This is a genomic window from Streptomyces sp. NPDC007971, from assembly GCF_042958635.1.
Taxonomy (GTDB): domain Bacteria; phylum Actinomycetota; class Actinomycetes; order Streptomycetales; family Streptomycetaceae; genus Streptomyces.
Genome location: NZ_JBIBJK010000011.1, coordinates 59,727 through 76,888, shown reverse-complemented (window position 1 = coordinate 76,888; position 17,162 = coordinate 59,727). Strand labels below are relative to the sequence as shown.

The window sequence follows — 17,162 nt, the reverse complement described above, 5'->3', positions numbered from 1 at the left end:
GTGCGCCGAGCGCGCCGCTGAGAACGCTCCTGCCAGGGCTGTGAGGGTCCCCGGGTTCCGGCCCGGGGACCCTCTGCATGTGTGAGGCTGTGCCCCATGCCCGTCGTCCGTGACCTGCGCGTCCTGCTGCGCCTGCGGGACTTCCGACGTCTGCTGTCCGTCCGGCTTCTCTCCCAGGGGGCCGACGGTGTCTACCAGGTCGCGCTCGCCGCGTACGTCGTCTTCTCCCCGGAGAAACAGACCTCGGCCACGGCAATCGCCTCGGCGATGGCCGTCCTGCTGCTCCCCTACTCGCTGGTCGGCCCCTTCGCGGGCGTCCTGCTGGACCGCTGGCGTCGCCGTCAGGTCTTCGTGTACGGCAATCTGCTGCGCGCACTGCTGGCGGCGGCCACGGCCGCGCTGATGGTCAGCCACGTTCCGGACTGGCTGTTCTACGTCTCGGCGCTGTGCGTCACGGCCGTCAATCGGTTCGTCCTCGCGGGGCTGTCCGCCGCCCTGCCGCGCGTGGTCGACACCGAGCGGCTGGTGCTAGCCAATGCACTGTCCCCTACGGCCGGGACGCTCGCGGCGACCGCCGGCGGTGGCCTCGCCTTCGCCGTGCGGCTCGCGGCGTCGGGATCCGATGCTGCGGTGGTGCTGCTCGGCGCCTTCCTCTATCTGTGTGCAGGGCTCGCCTCCCTCCGCATGGCGCCCGCCCTGCTCGGACCCGACCGGACGCCGTCACAGCCCCGGCTGCGGACCGCGCTCACCGACACCGCGCACGATCTTCTGGCCGCTGTCCGGCATCTGGCCGCACCCCGGCGCCGGACAGCGGCCTGGGCGCTGGCCGCGATGACACTGATGCGCTTCTGCTACGGCGCGCTCCTCGTTCTGCTGCTCATGCTGTGCCGGTACACCCTCTCCACGAGCCCCAATGAGGGGCTCCGGTTGCTGGGGCTGGCGCTCGCCGCATCCGGCGCGGGATTCTTCGCGGCGGCCGTGGTGACTCCCTGGGCGGTGGGCCGGCTCGGGCCCGGCTACTGGATCGTGGTGTGCTCCGGCTCGGCCGCCGTCCTGGAACCGGCACTCGGCCTTCCCTTCGCCACCGGCCCCCTCCTGGTAGCGGCTTTCGTACTGGGTCTGACCACCCAGGGAGCCAAGATCGCCACGGACACGATCGTCCAGGCGTCCGTCGAGGACGGCTTCCGCGGCCGGATCTTCTCCGTCTACGACGTCCTCTTCAACGTCGCCTTCGTCAGCGCCGCCGGTGTGGCCGCGCTGATGCTGCCGCCGGACGGCCGCTCGCCGGTGCTCGTGCTGCTCGTCGCTCTGATCTATGCCGGGATCACCGTGGCACTGGCGCGCTTCCTGCGGAAGCCGAGACAGGACGAGGGGCGATGTTTCACGTGAAACATCGCCCCTCGTCACCGTCCTGCCGACTCATGTTTCACGTGAAACACGACCCTGCCGACGGGCTCAGCCTTGTTCGGCCCACCACTCCTTGAGGGCCGTCACCGCAGCGTCGTGCTCCATCGGGCCGTTCTCCAGGCGCAGCTCCAGCAGGTGCTTGTACGCCTTGCCGATCACGGGGCCGGGGCCGACACCCAGGATCTCCATGATCTGGTTGCCGTCGAGGTCGGGGCGGATGGCATCCAGCTCCTCCTGCTCCTGAAGCTGGGCAATGCGCTCCTCCAGGCCGTCGTAGGCCCGGGACAGCGCGGCCGCCCTGCGCTTGTTCCGGGTGGTGCAGTCGGAACGAGTCAGCTTGTGGAGGCGGTCCAGAAGCGGGCCCGCGTCGCGCACGTAGCGGCGCACGGCTGAGTCCGTCCACTCCCCGGTGCCATATCCATGGAAGCGGAGGTGGAGTTCCACCAGCTGTGAGACGTCCTTCACCAGCTCGTTGGAGTACTTCAAAGCGGTCATACGCTTCTTGGTCATCTTCGCGCCGACCACCTCGTGGTGGTGGAACGAGACCCGACCGTCCTTCTCGAAGCGGCGCGTGCGCGGCTTGCCGATGTCGTGCAGCAGCGCGGCCAGACGCAGGGTGAGGTCGGGGCCGTCCTGCTCCAGAGCGATCGCCTGCTCCAACACGATCAGCGTGTGCTCGTAGACGTCCTTGTGCCGGTGGTGCTCGTCACGTTCCAGGCGCAGGGCCGGCAGCTCGGCCAGCACATGGTCGGCGAGCCCGGTGTCGACCAGCAGGGTCAGTCCCTTGCGCGGGTGGGCGGACAGGACCAGCTTGTTCAGCTCGTCCCGGACCCGCTCTGCCGAGACGATCTCGATCCGCCCGGCCATGTCCGACATCGCGGCCACAACCTCGGGGGCGACCGTGAAGTCGAGCTGGGCGGCGAACCGGGCGGCACGCATCATCCGCAGCGGGTCGTCCGAGAACGACTCCTCAGGTGTGCCGGGGGTGCGCAGTACCTGGACCGCGAGGTCCTCAAGGCCGCCGTGCGGGTCGATGAACTCCTTCTCCGGCAGCGCCACGGCCATGGCGTTGACCGTGAAGTCACGCCGGACCAGGTCCTCCTCGATGGAGTCGCCGTAGGACACCTCGGGCTTGCGCGAGGTGCGGTCGTAGGCCTCCGACCGGTACGTGGTGATCTCGATCTGGTAGCCGCCCTTGTGCGCGCCGACCGTACCGAAGGCGATCCCGACCTCCCAGACGGCGTCCGCCCACGGCCGCACGATCTTCAGTACGTCCTCGGGGCGCGCGTCGGTGGTGAAGTCCAGGTCGTTGCCGAGCCGGCCGAGCAGCGCGTCCCGGACCGAGCCGCCGACCAGGGCGAGCGAGAACCCGGCCTCCTGGAATCGGCGGGCGAGGTCATCGGCGACGGGCGCCACCCGCAGCAGCTCGCTCACTGCGCGCTGCTGCGCCTGGCTCAGGGCAGAGGGAGTGTCTTCGTTGGGATTCGGCACAACAGAAGAGGGTACGTGCCCCGGGCCGCCGGAGGCGCCTCGATTAGGCGAGCGCAGAGGCTTCCCGCCATACCTGTACAAGCGCTGCTCTTGTGACGTACATCCCCTCTCGTCTTGATACTGGATATAGGGGACACACAGTCGCCGCTTCCCGATCTTGTGACGCAGACCGCGGCACTTCCCCTCCGCGGGCATCGTTACCATGCGTGGACGCACATTCCGACGACCACTGACGACGAGGGACGGACGAGCGCGTGGCCGAGGCGGCAGACTTCCAGAGGACCAGTGCCTCACCTGCCCGCCGGTGGGTCCGGCGCACGGGAGCACTGCTCGCCGGCGCGCCCCTGCTGGCCGGGCTGCTCCAGCTGCCCGCCGCAGGGCCCGCACAGGCCGCAGGCTCGGACACCGTCTCCGTCGCCCTGGACTCACTCACCCCCAGTGCCCCCACGGACGGGGACACGGTGACGGTGTCCGGCACGGTGACCAACAACGGCAAGCAGACCGTCACCGGCGCCCACGTGGGTCTGCGTGTGGGCCCCCCACTGACCACTCGCTCGGCGATCGACAGCGTCGCCCGGCACTCCGACGGTCTCCAGGGCGGCACCGGCGCCGAGGTCGGCGGCAAGTACGTGGAGAAGTTCCCCACGCTGGCTCCCGGCGTCGCCGAGCACTTCAGCATCTCCGTGCCCGTGGACAAGCTCGACCTCGGCGAGGACGGCGTCTACGAGTTCGGTGTCTCCCTGTCCGGCAAGACGTCCGCGCAGCCCTGGGACCAGCTCCTCGGCATCCAGCGGACGTTCCTGCCCTGGCAGCCGTCCGAAGCCGACACGAAGACGAAGACCACCTTCCTGTGGCCGCTGATCTCCGCTTCCCACATGACGGCCAGGACGGGCGCCGGTGAACTGCAGACGCCGGTCTTCCTCAACGACGACCTGGCCAAGGAGATCGCGCCCGGAGGCCGGCTGGCACAGATGCTGGAACTGGGCAAGGACCTCGATGTCACCTGGGTGATCGACCCGGACCTGCTGGCCTCGGTGGACGCGATGGCGGGCAACTACCGCGTTCAGAACGACGACGACACCACCTCGGCCGGCACCCATCAGGCGGTGGCCAAGCAGTGGCTGGCGAGCCTACAGAAGGCCGTGGCGGGCAAGGAGGTCGTCGCGCTGCCCTACGCCGACCCGGACCTGGCCTCCCTGGCGCACAACGGCACCCGTGTCACCGGCTCGCTCAGCCACCTCAAGGACGCCACCGACGTCGCCGCCACCACCGTGAAGACCGTGCTCCACGTCACACCGAGCACCGACTTCGCCTGGCCCGTGGACGGCGCGGTCGATCCGTCGATCATCAAGGTCGCCACCTCCGCCGGCGCCGACCGGGTGATCGCCCGCAGCGACAGCCTCCAGGAGACCGGCGGGCTGTCCTACACGCCTTCCGCCGCCCGGCCCATCGGTGGCGGTACCACCGCGGTGGTCGCCGACGCCCGGCTGTCCACGTCCTTCGAGGGGGATCTGACCAAGGCGGACTCGGCCACGCTCGCCGTGCAGCAGTTCCTGGCCCAGAGCCTCGAGGTGACCGCGCAGACGGACGGGCAGCGCAGCATCGTCGTCGCCCCGCAGCGCACGCCGTCGGCCAGCCAGGCCCAGGCGATGGCAGCCGCGCTGAAGGCGCTCCAGGGCGGGACCTGGTCCCAGCCACAGGATCTGACCGCGGCCACCAAGGCCAAGCCCGACCCGGACGCCACCACGCGCATCCCGTCGACGTCCGTGTACCCCTCCTCGCTGCGCAAGCAGGAGCTGCCGGGGACGGCCTTCGAGCAGATCGCGCGCACCGAGGACAAGCTCGACAACTTCAAGGTGGTCCTCAGCGACCAGTCCCGCGTGGTCACCCCGTTCGGGCGAGCCATAAACCGCGAGATGTCCACGTCGTGGCGGGGCCGGAGCATGGAGGCGGACAACTTCCGCACCGGTGTCGAGGACTGGCTCGACGAGCTCGCCCACCAGGTCAAGCTGATCGACAAGTCCGAGACGAAGCTCTCCGGGCGCAGCGCCACCATCCCGGTGACCGTCCAGAACAACCTGGTCCAGCCCGTCGGCCATCTGGTCCTGCGGCTCACCTCGACCATGCCGACCCGTCTGAAGATCGGCGGCAAGGCCTACGAAGAGCAGCCCGTCGAGATCTCCGGCGGACACAGCCAGTCCGTGAAGTTCACCACCGCGGCCAACGCCAACGGCCGGGTCACGGTGATCGCCCAGCTCTACACCGAGGACGGCCAGGAATACGGCGACGCCGTCACCTTCGACGTGAAGGTCACCGAGGTCACGCCCACGGTCATGCTGGTCATCGGCGGCGGCGTACTCCTGCTGGTCCTCGCCGGGTTCCGGATGTACACCCAGCGCAAGCGGGCGGCCGCCCGCCAGGCCGAGGACGACGGCCCCGACACGGCAGGGGAGGACACCCCCGAGGAGCCCGGTAACCCCGGCAGCCCCGGGGGCCGTCTCCCCGAGGAGTCCGATGCCTCCTCCGGGGCAGACGCCCCGGAGCAGCAGAGTGACCCTTCACCGGACACCGCACCGGAAAGCGCCGACCCGTCCGGGACGGGTGAGAGAGTGGACCGTTGAGCGATGTCGTGGCCGGTGTGGCCCGGGACGATGAGGTGGGGTAACCATGAACGCGCCGTACGACGGTGAACGCGGCCAGGGCGCGGCCGACTCGGGCTACCCCGAGCCGCCGCCCGAGCCCGGCCAGGCGCCGCCGCAGCCCCCGGCGGACATGTACCTCCAGGACGCCTACGACCAGGACCCCTACCGGGCGCACGACCTGACCGCCCAGGACCCGGTCGCCGAGGCGCTCTACGACCGTGCCGCGCACCCTCCGCCGCCCCCGGGCACGTACGAGCATCAGCAGCCGCTCTACGCCCCGCCCGCCCAGTCGCCGTACGCGCCCGATCCGCACGTGTGGGCGCAGACCCCAGCGCCTGAGCCGGACGGATCGAGCCACCACCTGCCGTACGGCGACAACCCCCGTACGACCCAGTTCGTGGGCGTGGACGACCTGGTCACGCACTCCGGCGAGGAGTACCACCAGCCGGACGCCTTCGCGCACCTCTTCCGGGACCAGCAGCAGGGCGGTGGGCCCGCGCCGATGGGTCCCCCAGCCGTCCCCGGGCCCGCTGCCGCACCGGGCGCCGGACAGGGCCCCACGGCCCCGTACCCGGCGTCGCCCCAGGCCCCGAACCCTCCGTACGCGAACCAGTACGCGCAGTCCCCCTACCAGGCCGGTGCCCCCGCAGCCGGAAACGCGGCCCAGGCTCCCGTGCCGGTCCCGGCCGCGGCTCCCGGGCCCGTCGGCCCCTCGCAGGCCGCCGCGCCCGCGGCTCCGGCCGCGAAGAAGGGCGGACGCGCCTCCGGGCTGCTCAAGTCCAGCGCCGTCATGGCGGCGGGCACGATGGTCTCCCGGCTCACCGGCTTCGTCCGTTCCGCGCTGATCGTCTCGGCACTGGGCGTCGGTGTGCTCGGCGACACCTTCCAGGTCGCCTACCAACTGCCGACGATGATCTACATCCTCACCGTCGGCGGCGGCCTCAACTCGGTCTTCGTGCCGCAGCTGGTGCGCTCCATGAAGGAGGACGAGGACGGGGGCGAGGCCTACGCCAACCGTCTTCTGACCCTCGTGATGGTGGCGCTCGGCCTGCTCACCGTGCTCGGTGTCCTGACCGCGCCGCTCCTGATCCACGCACTGTCCCCGTCGGTGGCGGCCGATCCGGCGGCCAACCAGGTCGGCATCACCTTCGTCCGCTACTTCCTGCCCTCGATCTTCTTCATGGGCATCCACGTGGTGATGGGGCAGGTGCTCAACGCGCGCGGGAAATTCGGCGCGATGATGTGGACCCCGGTCCTGAACAACATCGTCATCATCGTGACGCTCGGCATGTTCATCTACGTGTACGGCACCGCGGCCGACTCCGGGATGAAGGTCACGAACATCCCGCCGGAGGCCCAGCGCCTCCTCGGCGTCGGCATCCTCCTCGGTCTTGTCGTCCAGGCTCTGGCGATGATCCCCTACCTGCGCGAGACCGGATTCCGGCTGCGGCTGCGCTTCGACTGGAAGGGCCACGGCCTCGGCAAGGCGGCGACGCTCGCCAAGTGGACCATCCTCTTCGTGCTCGCCAACCAGGCCGGCGCCATCGTCGTCACCCAGCTGTCCACCGCCGCCGGCAAGCATTCCCACGTCGACGGCACCGGCTTCGCCGCCTACGCCAACGCCCAGCTGATCTGGGGCCTGCCGCAGGCCATCATCACGGTGTCGCTGATGGCAGCGCTGCTGCCGCGCATCTCGCGCTCGGCCGCCGAGGGCGACAGCGGTGCCGTGCGGGACGACATCTCCCAGGGTCTGCGGACGACGGCCGTCGCCATCGTCCCCATCGCCTTCGGCTTCGTGGCACTGGGCATCCCGATGTGCACGCTGATCTTCGGCTCCTCGGGCACCAGCGAGGCGACCAACATGGGCTACATGCTGATGGCCTTCGGCCTCGGCCTGATCCCGTACTCGGTGCAGTACGTCGTCCTGCGCGCCTTCTACGCCTACGAGGACACCCGTACGCCCTTCTACAACACCGTCATCGTGGCGGCGGTCAACGCGGGGGCCTCCGCTCTCTGTTACTTCCTGCTGCCGACCCGCTGGGCGGTGGCCGGCATGGCCGCCGCGTACGGGCTCGCGTACGCGATCGGGGTGGGCGTCGCCTGGCAGCGGCTGTCCAAGCGGCTGGGCGGCGATCTGGACGGCACCCGGGTGCTGCGGACCTATGCCCGGCTCGGCATCGCCTCGGTGCCTGCCGCCCTGCTCAGCGGCGCGGCCTGCTACGGAATCGGGCACACTCTCGGCCAGGGCGTCGTCGGTTCCTTCGCCGCGCTCGTCGTCGGCGGTGCGGTGCTGCTCGGCGTCTTCTTCGTCGCCGCGCGCCGGATGCGGATCGACGAGCTCAACTCGCTCGTGGGAATGGTCCGCGGGCGTCTGGGGCGCTGAGGCGGGGGTAGGCGCACAACCATCGTCCGCCGCCGCGTGTCGTGCATAGCGGCGGACTGTGGGCACAATTGGTTTCGGCGTCGGACAGCGTGCAACGGATGGGGAGGCAGGGACGACGGTGGCGGAACGGAGCACGGCTGCCGTCGACGTGGCAGACAACAGCGGCGAGCAGCCGCTGACCGCCAAGGCGGACCAGGCCACGGCCGACGGGGTGGCCAACAACTCGGAACGGGACACGGACAGCGAGGCCCAGGGGAGCGGTGGGATGGAGGGTCCCGGAATGAAGACCTCGCCTCCCGAACTGCACAGCGGACACAAACTCGCCAGACGTTACCGTCTGGAGGAGTGCGTCACCCGTCTGGACGGATTCAGCAGCTGGCGTGCGGTCGACGAGAAACTGCGGCGCGCCGTCGGTGTCCACATCCTCCCCGCGGACCATGCGCGGGCCCGTTCCGTGCTGGCAGCCTCCCGTTCCTCGGCGCTGCTCGGCGATCCGCGCTTCGTCCAGGTCCTCGACGCCGTCGAGGAGAACGACCTCGTCTACGTCGTACACGAGTGGCTGCCCGATGCCACCGAGCTGACCACGCTGCTCGCGACGGGCCCGCTGGAGCCGCACGACGCCTACCAGATGGTCAGTCAGGTCGCCTCGGCCATGGCCGCCGCACACCGCGAGGGCCTCGCCCATCTGCGGCTGAACCCGAACGCCGTACTGCGGGCCTCCACCGGCCAGTGGCGCATCCGCGGCCTGGCCGTGAACGCGGCGCTGCGCGGCATCAGCTCCGACACCCCCCAGCGCACGGACACCGAGTCGATCGGTGCGCTGCTGTACGCGGCGCTGACCCAGCGCTGGCCGTACGAGAACGACGCCTACGGTCTGTCCGGCCTGCCCAAGACCATCGGCCTGATCGCACCGGACCAGGTGCGCGCCGGTGTCCACCGTGGCCTGTCCGAACTCGCCATGCGAGCCCTCGTCAACGACGGGGCCACGGCGTCCCGTCATGAGGCTCCGTGCACCACGCCCGAGGAGCTGGTGAAGGCGATCGGCGAGATGCCCCGCATCCGCCCGCCGGAGCCGACTTTCACGGCTCCGCCGGAGTACCAGCGCACGACGTACCAGCAGGGCACCTACGGCCGCACCGCGCCGCGTCCCGGTGCCACGCAGCCCGTCGCCACCCCGCCGCCCCCGCTCCAGAGCCGGACCGGCAAGGTGCTGAAGTGGACGGTGTCGGCCCTCCTCATCGCCGCCCTCGGCCTGGGCAGCTGGCAGCTGGCGGACGCACTGATGGGCCAGAGCGACAAGTCGAACGACACCAACAACACGCAGACGCAGGACGGCGGCGGCAAGGGCCCGAAGGCGCCGACGGCGGGCAAACCCATCCCCATTGAGAGCGCCCGGGACTTCGACCCGTTCGGCGACCAGTCCGAGAAGCCCGCCGACATAAGCAAGGCCTACGACAACGACCCGTCCAGCTACTGGCAGACGGACTTCTACCTCGGTGCGCGGTTCGGCAACCTGAAGCCAGGCGTCGGTGTCATCCTCGACCTCGGCAAGGTCCAGCAGGTCAGCAAGGCAAGAATCACCTTCGTGGGGGAGACCTCGGTCGAACTCCGCGCCGCCGACGAGAACGCAGCGTCGGAGCCGGCATCGTTCACCGACTTCAGCAAGGTCGCCGCAGGTTCGGGCACGACGGTGACGCTCCAGCCCGGCAAGTCGGTCAAGACGCGGTACCTGCTGGTGTGGCTGACCCAGCTGCCTCCGGACCCCGACAATCCGGGCCACTGGCGAGGCAGGGTGGCAGACATCAAGGTGACCAGCTAAGTTCCCCCCGTGGAGGGGCATATGGCAGAGGGCGCCGTACATGACGGGGTGAGCGACCGCGATCTGCTCGCCCGCCATGTAGAGGGCGACCCCGATGCCTTCGGCGAGATTGTGCGGCGGCATCGGGACCGGCTGTGGGCGGTGGCTCTGCGGACGCTCGGGGACCGCGAGGAGGCCGCTGACGCGGTCCAGGACGCGTTGGTGTCGGCCTATCGGGCTGCGCATACCTTCCGGGGACAGTCGGCCGTCACGACCTGGCTGCACCGGATCACGGTGAACGCCTGTCTGGACCGGGCTCGCAAGGCCGACACCCGCAAGACCTCTCCTGTCGACGACACCGAGCGGCTGGAGCAGCTGCTGGAGCCGCACGAGTCGGCTTCCGCTCCCGCCGAGCGCAATGATCTGCACCGGCAGCTCATCGAAGCACTCGGCACGCTTCCGCACGAGCAGCGTGCCGCTCTGGTGCTCGTGGACATGCAGGGCTACCCCGTGGCCGAGGCCGCTCGGATCCTCGATGTGCCCACGGGAACGGTGAAGAGCCGGTGCGCCCGGGGCAGAGCGCGACTCCTGCCCCTGCTCACCCATCTGCGGCCAGGAAACCCGGATGTCGAAAAAGAACCCGCGCCGGGACGGAACCGGGTGCACGGGACATCCGTCCCACCAGCGACGGGGCCGCACCACCGAGGTCCCGGAGGCACGGGTCCGAGCGATTCAACCGCAGTGAAGGGCGGAGGTGGGCGAGCGTGACTTCCACGACCGACACGGCCGGGCACCCGGACGTCACGGAGATCTCCGACCTCACCGAAGGCCTTCTCCCACCGGACCGGACCACGGAGGTACAGCGGCATCTGGACGGCTGCGAGCTGTGCGCGGACGTCCATGCCTCACTGGAGGAGATCCAGGCGCTGCTGGGCACCGTGCCGGCCCCGCTGCGCATGCCGGCGGACGTCGTCGGGCGTATTGATGCCGCCCTCGCGGCCGAGGCACTGCTGAGCGCCGCCCCGCCCATGGCCCAGGAAACGGCAGTCCCGGTCTCCGGGGCCGCGGACTCGGATGATCAGGTCGCCGCCGGTGGTGTTTCACGTGAAACATCGCCCTCCGCGGATCGTCCCGTCGGACGCCCCCACGGGGCGACGGGCCCGGGGCGCAAGGGGCGCGGGCGCGGCCGACGCCGCAGGACGGTCGTCCTCGGAGCCGTTCTCACCGCCGCCGTACTGGGGGCCGGATCTCTGGTCCTGCAGTCGCTCGGCAGCGGTGGCCCCGATACGACGGCTCAGGGCAAACCGAGCCCGTCCGTCGCCGCCTTCTCCGGGGACAGCGTCCAGAATCAGGTGAAGGGTCTACTCTCCACCGGCAGGAGCACGGGCTCCGACAGCGGGCGGCCGCGGTCGGGTGTCGATTCGGAGCAGAACACCCCGGGGTCGAGCCAGAGCGCCCACACGTTCATCCAGACCCAGCCCGCCGTCCCCGAGTGCGTCCGGAACGCGATCTCCCCCAGCGGTGATGTTCTCGGCGCCAAGACGGGAACGTACGCCGGGAAGATCGCCTATCTCGTCGTACTGCGCGACGCCGACGACAGCACGCGGGTCACGGCCTATGTCGTCGACGCGGCCTGCCTCGGTCGGGACCCCTCCTCGCCGGGCAAGGTGCTGCTGAAGCAGTCCCTCACGCGTCCCTGAGACGGGACGGTCGTCGCCTCGGTCCGTTCGGCCATCCGAACCGTGGGCTATCCCCGTGTGCCCAGACACACCGGGAATGCACGCCCCGTAGGATCCGTTGGGTGGGGTGAGAGTCCCGAAAGGGGCTCCCCCCGGTCGACTGAGACAGACCAGAGACGAGGAATCAAGCCGTGAGCGACGTCCGTAACGTGATCATCATCGGCTCGGGGCCCGCGGGCTACACGGCGGCGCTGTACACCGCCCGCGCATCGCTGAAGCCCCTGGTGTTCGAGGGTGCCGTCACCGCCGGTGGCGCGCTGATGAACACCACCGAGGTGGAGAACTTCCCGGGCTTCCGCGACGGCATCATGGGCCCCGACCTGATGGACAACATGCGGGCGCAGGCCGAGCGCTTCGGCGCCGAGCTGATCCCGGACGACATCGTCTCCGTCGACCTGACCGGTGAGATCAAGACCGTCACGGACACCGCGGGCACCGTACACCAGGCGAAGGCCGTCATCGTCACCACCGGCTCCCAGCACCGCAAGCTCGGCCTCCCGAACGAGGACGCCCTTTCCGGCCGCGGTGTCTCCTGGTGTGCCACCTGTGACGGTTTCTTCTTCAAGGACCAGGACATCGCCGTGATCGGCGGCGGCGACACCGCGATGGAGGAAGCCACCTTCCTCTCCCGGTTCGCCAAGTCCGTGGCCATCGTCCACCGCCGTGACAGCCTGCGCGCCTCCAAGGCGATGCAGGAGCGGGCCTTCAACGACCCGAAGATCAAGTTCGTCTGGGACAGTGAGGTCGCCGAGGTCCAGGGCGACCAGAAGCTCTCCGGCCTGAAGCTGCGCAACGTCAAGACCGGCGAGCTCTCGGACCTGCCGGTGACGGGCCTGTTCATCGCGATCGGCCACGACCCGCGCACCGAGCTGTTCAAGGGCCAGCTGGACCTGGACGAGGAGGGCTACCTGAAGGTCGCCTCCCCCTCCACCCGCACCAACCTGACTGGTGTCTTCGCGGCCGGCGATGTGGTCGACCACACCTACCGGCAGGCGATCACCGCGGCCGGCACCGGTTGCTCCGCGGCTCTGGACGCGGAGCGCTTCCTCGCCGCCCTCGCGGACGAGGACAAGGCCTAGGCCGCACAGGCCGCCGCTGTCCGACATTCCCTTCTCCGCCCCCACCGCATACCTAGTTAGGAGCCCCGCCGTGGCCGACCTGAAGACCGTGACCGACGCCTCCTTCGAGGAAGAGGTCCTCAAGAGCGACAAGCCCGTCCTGGTGGACTTCTGGGCTGCCTGGTGCGGCCCGTGCCGCCAGATCGCTCCCTCGCTCGAGGCCATCGCCAAGGAGCACGGCGACAAGATCGAGGTCGTCAAGCTCAACATCGACGAGAACCCGGGTACGGCGGCCAAGTACGGCGTCATGTCCATCCCGACCCTGAACGTCTACCAGAACGGCGAGGTCGCCAAGACCATCGTCGGCGCCAAGCCGAAGGCTGCCATCGAGCGCGACCTCGCGGACTTCATCGCCGAGTGACGTTTCACGTGAAACACGAATGGGCCAACCCCTCCGGGTTGGCCCATTTGCATGAGGGCTCACGGCTTGACTCGGGGCCGCTAGAGCGGCCGTAGCGCCGGCTCCTTCTGAACGGCTCCCAGGAGCCTGTCGAGGGCCAGCTCCACGTCTTCCTTCCAGGACAGCGTCGAGCGCAGTTCCAGACGCAGACGGGGATGTGTGGGGTGCTGCCGGACCGTCTTGAAGCCCACAGCCAGGAGATGGTCGGCCGGCAGCAGACAGGCCGGCTCCTTCCAGCGGGCGTCACCGAACGCCTCGATCGCCTTGAAGCCTCGGCGCAGCAGATCCTTGGCGACGGTCTGAACCATCGCTCGTCCCAACCCCTGCCCCTGATAGCCGGGCATGATGAACGACGTCATGAGCTGGACGGCATCCGGCGAGACCGGGCTCGTGGGAAATGCCGTCGAGCGGGGGACATAGGCAGGCGGCGCGTAGAGCACAAAGCCCACCGGCACATCATCGACGTAGACCACCCGGCCGCACGATCCCCAGTCGAGCAGGACGGCCGAGATCCACGACTCCTTCTCGACCGAGGACGTGCCCGCCCTTACCGCTGCCTCGCCGCTGACGGGGTCGAGCTCCCAGAAGACACACGAGCGACAGCGCTGGGGAAGGTCCTGAAGGTTGTCCAGCGTGAGCGGTACGAGCCGGCGCCCCATGAAGGCTGTTCCTCGCTTCCTTCGCCCGCGGCTCCGCGAGCGGCTGCCAGAGCGCTCCGTTCCCTGAGAAGACTGCCGACGAAACCGCCGACCGCTCCGAGGCCCAGGCCCGCGCTCACCAGTCCGGTCCGGCTCATCGATCGCATGGCCCCGTCTCCCCACTCAGAGATCCGCCAGGTGGATGCGCCATACCCGTGGGCATCGTATCCACGATGCGATTCCGTTGATACTGCCTCAAAGCAAAGAGCGGACCGCGATCCGGTACACACCGGACACGATCCGCTCCCTGACGCCCGCAGGGCGGAACCACGCGAGGATCAGACGTCGTCCTGCTCGGGCTCGCCGTCCTGCACACTCTTCTGCAGAATCGGCCCCTCACCCGGAGCGAGCGTGCCGAGGATCCGCTCAAGATCCTCCACAGAGGCGAACTCGACGGTGATCTTGCCCTTCTTCTGTCCCAGGTCGACCTTCACACGGGTCTCGAAACGATCCGACAGACGGCTCGCCAGATCGGTCAGCGCCGGGGAGACCAGGGCGCCGGCCCGCGGGCCCTTGGAGCGCTGAGGAGTCTGGGGCCGCGAACCCATCAGGGTCACGATCTCCTCGACGGCCCGGACCGAGAGCCCCTCGGCCACGATGCGGTGAGCCAGCCGGTCCTGCTCCTCCGAGTCGTCGATGGACAGCAGGGCCCGGGCGTGACCGGCAGACAGGACACCGGCGGCGACCCGCTTCTGGACAGCCGGCGAGAGCCTCAACAGACGCAGGGTGTTGGAGACCTGAGGGCGGGATCGCCCGATCCGGTCGGCCAGCTGGTCGTGCGTGCAGTTGAAGTCCTTGAGCAGCTGGTCGTAGGCGGCTGCCTCTTCCAGCGGGTTCAGCTGCGCGCGGTGCAGGTTCTCCAGCAGCGCATCGAGGAGAAGCTTCTCGTCGTCCGTGGCCCGGACGATCGCCGGAATGGCTTCGAGGCCGGCCTCACGGCAGGCACGCCAGCGGCGCTCGCCCATGATCAGCTCGTACCGGGCCGGACCCAGCTGTCGGACGACGACCGGCTGGAGGAGACCGACCTCCTTGATGGAGGTGACCAGTTCCTGCAGCGCGTCCTCGTCGAAGACCTCACGCGGCTGGCGGGGGTTCGGCGTGATGGAGTCGAGGGGGATCTCGGCGAAGTGGGCGCCCATCGGAGGCGCGGGCACCTCCCCAACCCCGCTCGCCGACGCCTCCTCGACGTCCTGGGCAGCAGGCGGCAGGCTGGTCACCTTCGCGGCGGCCACACCTCGGTCGGACACCAGAACCGGCACCGCTGCGGGGGACGTGGACGTCGCGCTCCCCACCGCGGCCGAAGCCGGGTTCTTCTCCGTCGGGGCAGCAGGGATCAGTGCGCCGAGACCACGGCCCAGTCCTACTCTCCGTCGCTCGCTCACTGGATCCCCTCCACCATGCTCGGGTTGCTCTGTGCGCCGATGTGGGGCTGAGTCGGGTCATAGCTGATACCGACGCCCCTCAAGGCAATTTCTCGTGCGGCCTCAAGGTAGGAGAGGGCACCGCTCGATCCAGGATCGTAGGTCAGCACCGTCTGCCCATAGCTCGGCGCCTCGGAGATACGGACCGAGCGGGGAATGCTCGTCCGCAGCACCTCGTCGCCGAAGTGAGTGCGCACCTCGTCCGCGACCTGGGACGCCAAGCGGGTCCGGCCGTCGTACATGGTGAGCAGGATGGTCGACACATGCAGGGTGGGATTGAGGTGCCCCCGCACCAGGTCGACATTGCGGAGCAGTTGGCCCAGGCCCTCCAGCGCGTAGTACTCGCACTGGATCGGAATGAGGACCTCCTGGCCCGCGACGAGCGCATTGACCGTCAAGAGGCCCAGCGACGGCGGGCAGTCGATGAGGACGTAGTCCAGCGGCTGCTCGTACGCCTGGATCGCCCGCTCCAGCCGACTCTCACGGGCCACCAGGGAGACCAGCTCGATCTCTGCACCGGCGAGATCGATCGTGGCAGGAGCGCAGAAGAGCCCCTCGACATCCGGGACCGGCTGGACGACCTCCGCCAGAGGCTTGCTCTCGACCAGGACGTCGTAGATGGAGGGAACCTCGGCGTGGTGATCGATCCCCAGAGCCGTGGAGGCATTGCCCTGCGGATCCAGATCGATCACCAGGACACGACCACCGTGCAGAGCCAGCGAAGCGGCAAGATTGACGGTCGTCGTCGTCTTGCCCACACCGCCCTTCTGGTTGGCGACCACGATGACTCGGGTCTGCTCCGGACGCGGCAGGCCTTCGCCGGCGCGCCCCAGAGCCTCTACCGCCAGTTGGGCAGCACGACCGATGGGAGTGTCGTCCATCGGGGGTGGTGTTTCACGTGAAACATCCGCCCCCATTGACTCGGTACGGGGACCGGGGACCGGATCGGTCATCGGTCCCGCGATGTTGGCGTCGGACCGCAAGGATTCACTCTCCTCGACTTCAGGCTCGCAATGAACAGAGCCTCCCATGCCTTCGGGGTCGTGAACCAGTGAGGCCTGGTGTTCTGTGGAGAAATCCACCTCTGTGGACAACTCCGGTACCTCTCCGAGTGAACCAAGAGGCTTCCGGTCCCGGGGTTCGGCCGCAGCGCGGCCGCGACTGATGATGCCGTGCAGCAGTGAGCGACGTTTCACGTGAAACACGATGCACAGCCGCGGCGACCGGGTCCTCGCGACACTCCGACTCGCATAGGTTTGGCAGCTTGTGTGGAGTACGTCTCTTCGCCGGGACGGATCAGAGACGCCCCCGTCCTTCCTCAGCGACGGCGGCGTACCCGACCCGTTCGCGCCGCCTTGGCCCGCTTGGCGGCGAACCGCACACCACCCGGGCTCTCACCCACCTCGACCCGCACGACCGTGGACAGAGGATCCACCACGCCCTCTCCCACATGCAGGACGGACGTCGACACCGCCCCGAGCTTGGTGAGCGCGGTGGCCGCCGCCTTCAGCTCCTCCTCGGCTGTGTCGCCCTTCAGAGCGAGCATCTCACCGTACGGGCGCAGCAGGGGAATCCCCCAGGTGGCCAGACGATCCAGTGGAGCCACGGCACGGGCCGTCACCACATGGACGGGTGGCAGCTTGCCCATGACCTCCTCGGCCCGGCCCCGCACCACCGTCACGTGGTCCAGGCCCAGCAGCTCGACGACCTCGGTCAGGAACGTGGTGCGCCGCAGCAGCGGCTCCAGCAGAGTGATGTTCAGGTCCGGCCGGACCAGGGCCAGCGGAATACCCGGCAGGCCGGCGCCCGAGCCGACATCGCACACCGTCACCCCCTCGGGGACCGCCTCCGAGAGCACCGCACAGTTCAGCAGGTGCCGCTCCCACAGGCGAGGCACCTCGCGGGGACCGATCAGGCCACGCTGCACGCCCGCCTCGGCAAGCAGCTCCGCATACCGGACCGCATCGGCGAAGCGATCACCAAACACTTCCCGCGCCTGCTCGGGCGCGGGGGGAAGTTCCGCTGCCTCCGTCACGGGGACCGTCCTTCCGTAGGGTGCCGGCGC

13 protein-coding genes are annotated in these 17,162 nt (G+C 69.3%); 8 read left to right on the top strand and 5 right to left on the bottom strand.

Annotated features, from left to right (window positions below; genetic code table 11):
• Positions 1–96 precede the first annotated feature (96 nt).
• On the top strand, positions 97–1,389 hold the full coding sequence (locus ACFZCP_RS23665) for an MFS transporter (protein WP_391429687.1): 1,293 nt from the start codon (positions 97–99) through the stop codon (positions 1,387–1,389).
• A 66-nt stretch (positions 1,390–1,455) separates the two neighbouring features.
• On the opposite strand, the gene ACFZCP_RS23660 is transcribed toward ACFZCP_RS23665, so the two are convergent.
• Positions 1,456–2,898, bottom strand: coding sequence for a CCA tRNA nucleotidyltransferase (locus tag ACFZCP_RS23660; protein WP_391429685.1), 1,443 nt, complete (start codon positions 2,896–2,898; stop codon positions 1,456–1,458).
• Between the two features lie 254 nt (positions 2,899–3,152).
• Here ACFZCP_RS23660 and ACFZCP_RS23655 point away from each other — a divergent pair, with 254 nt between their 5' ends.
• The 7 genes from ACFZCP_RS23655 (at position 3,153) to trxA (ending at position 12,939) form a co-directional block, all read left to right on the top strand.
• Entirely contained in the window at positions 3,153–5,519 is a 2,367-nt protein-coding gene (locus ACFZCP_RS23655) for a DUF6049 family protein (protein WP_391429683.1), read from the top strand.
• Between the two features lie 46 nt (positions 5,520–5,565).
• On the top strand, positions 5,566–7,923 hold the full coding sequence (gene murJ / locus ACFZCP_RS23650) for a murein biosynthesis integral membrane protein MurJ (protein ID WP_391429681.1): 2,358 nt from the start codon (positions 5,566–5,568) through the stop codon (positions 7,921–7,923).
• Positions 7,924–8,041: 118 nt separating this feature from the next.
• Positions 8,042–9,742, top strand: coding sequence for a serine/threonine protein kinase (locus ACFZCP_RS23645; protein ID WP_391429679.1), 1,701 nt, complete (start codon positions 8,042–8,044; stop codon positions 9,740–9,742).
• A gap of 21 nt (positions 9,743–9,763) precedes the next feature.
• On the top strand, positions 9,764–10,489 hold the full coding sequence (sigM, locus tag ACFZCP_RS23640) for an RNA polymerase sigma factor SigM (protein WP_391429677.1): 726 nt from the start codon (positions 9,764–9,766) through the stop codon (positions 10,487–10,489).
• Positions 10,486–11,421: an anti-sigma factor family protein gene (locus ACFZCP_RS23635; protein ID WP_391429675.1), complete on the top strand. Its 936-nt coding sequence runs from the start codon at positions 10,486–10,488 to the stop codon at positions 11,419–11,421. The genes sigM and ACFZCP_RS23635 overlap by 4 nt, the downstream gene beginning before the upstream one ends.
• Before the next feature lie 170 nt (positions 11,422–11,591).
• On the top strand, positions 11,592–12,539 hold the full coding sequence (gene trxB, locus ACFZCP_RS23630; protein ID WP_391429673.1) for a thioredoxin-disulfide reductase: 948 nt from the start codon (positions 11,592–11,594) through the stop codon (positions 12,537–12,539).
• 70 nt (positions 12,540–12,609) lie between these two features.
• Positions 12,610–12,939: a thioredoxin gene (trxA, locus tag ACFZCP_RS23625; RefSeq protein ID WP_362688672.1), complete on the top strand. Its 330-nt coding sequence runs from the start codon at positions 12,610–12,612 to the stop codon at positions 12,937–12,939.
• Positions 12,940–13,019: 80 nt separating this feature from the next.
• Here trxA and ACFZCP_RS23620 read toward each other — a convergent pair whose 3' ends face one another.
• From ACFZCP_RS23620 to rsmG, 4 genes are all read right to left on the bottom strand, one after another.
• Positions 13,020–13,637, bottom strand: a complete 618-nt coding sequence (locus tag ACFZCP_RS23620) for a GNAT family N-acetyltransferase (protein ID WP_362688675.1) — start codon at positions 13,635–13,637, stop codon at positions 13,020–13,022.
• Between the two features lie 317 nt (positions 13,638–13,954).
• On the bottom strand, positions 13,955–15,058 hold the full coding sequence (locus ACFZCP_RS23615) for a ParB/RepB/Spo0J family partition protein (protein WP_391429670.1): 1,104 nt from the start codon (positions 15,056–15,058) through the stop codon (positions 13,955–13,957).
• Positions 15,055–16,128 (bottom strand): AAA family ATPase, encoded by a 1,074-nt coding sequence (locus ACFZCP_RS23610; RefSeq protein ID WP_391430066.1) that lies wholly within the window; start codon positions 16,126–16,128, stop codon positions 15,055–15,057. The genes ACFZCP_RS23615 and ACFZCP_RS23610 overlap by 4 nt, the downstream gene beginning before the upstream one ends.
• A gap of 287 nt (positions 16,129–16,415) precedes the next feature.
• Positions 16,416–17,132, bottom strand: coding sequence for a 16S rRNA (guanine(527)-N(7))-methyltransferase RsmG (gene rsmG / locus ACFZCP_RS23605; RefSeq protein WP_391429668.1), 717 nt, complete (start codon positions 17,130–17,132; stop codon positions 16,416–16,418).
• Positions 17,133–17,162: the final 30 nt, after the last annotated feature.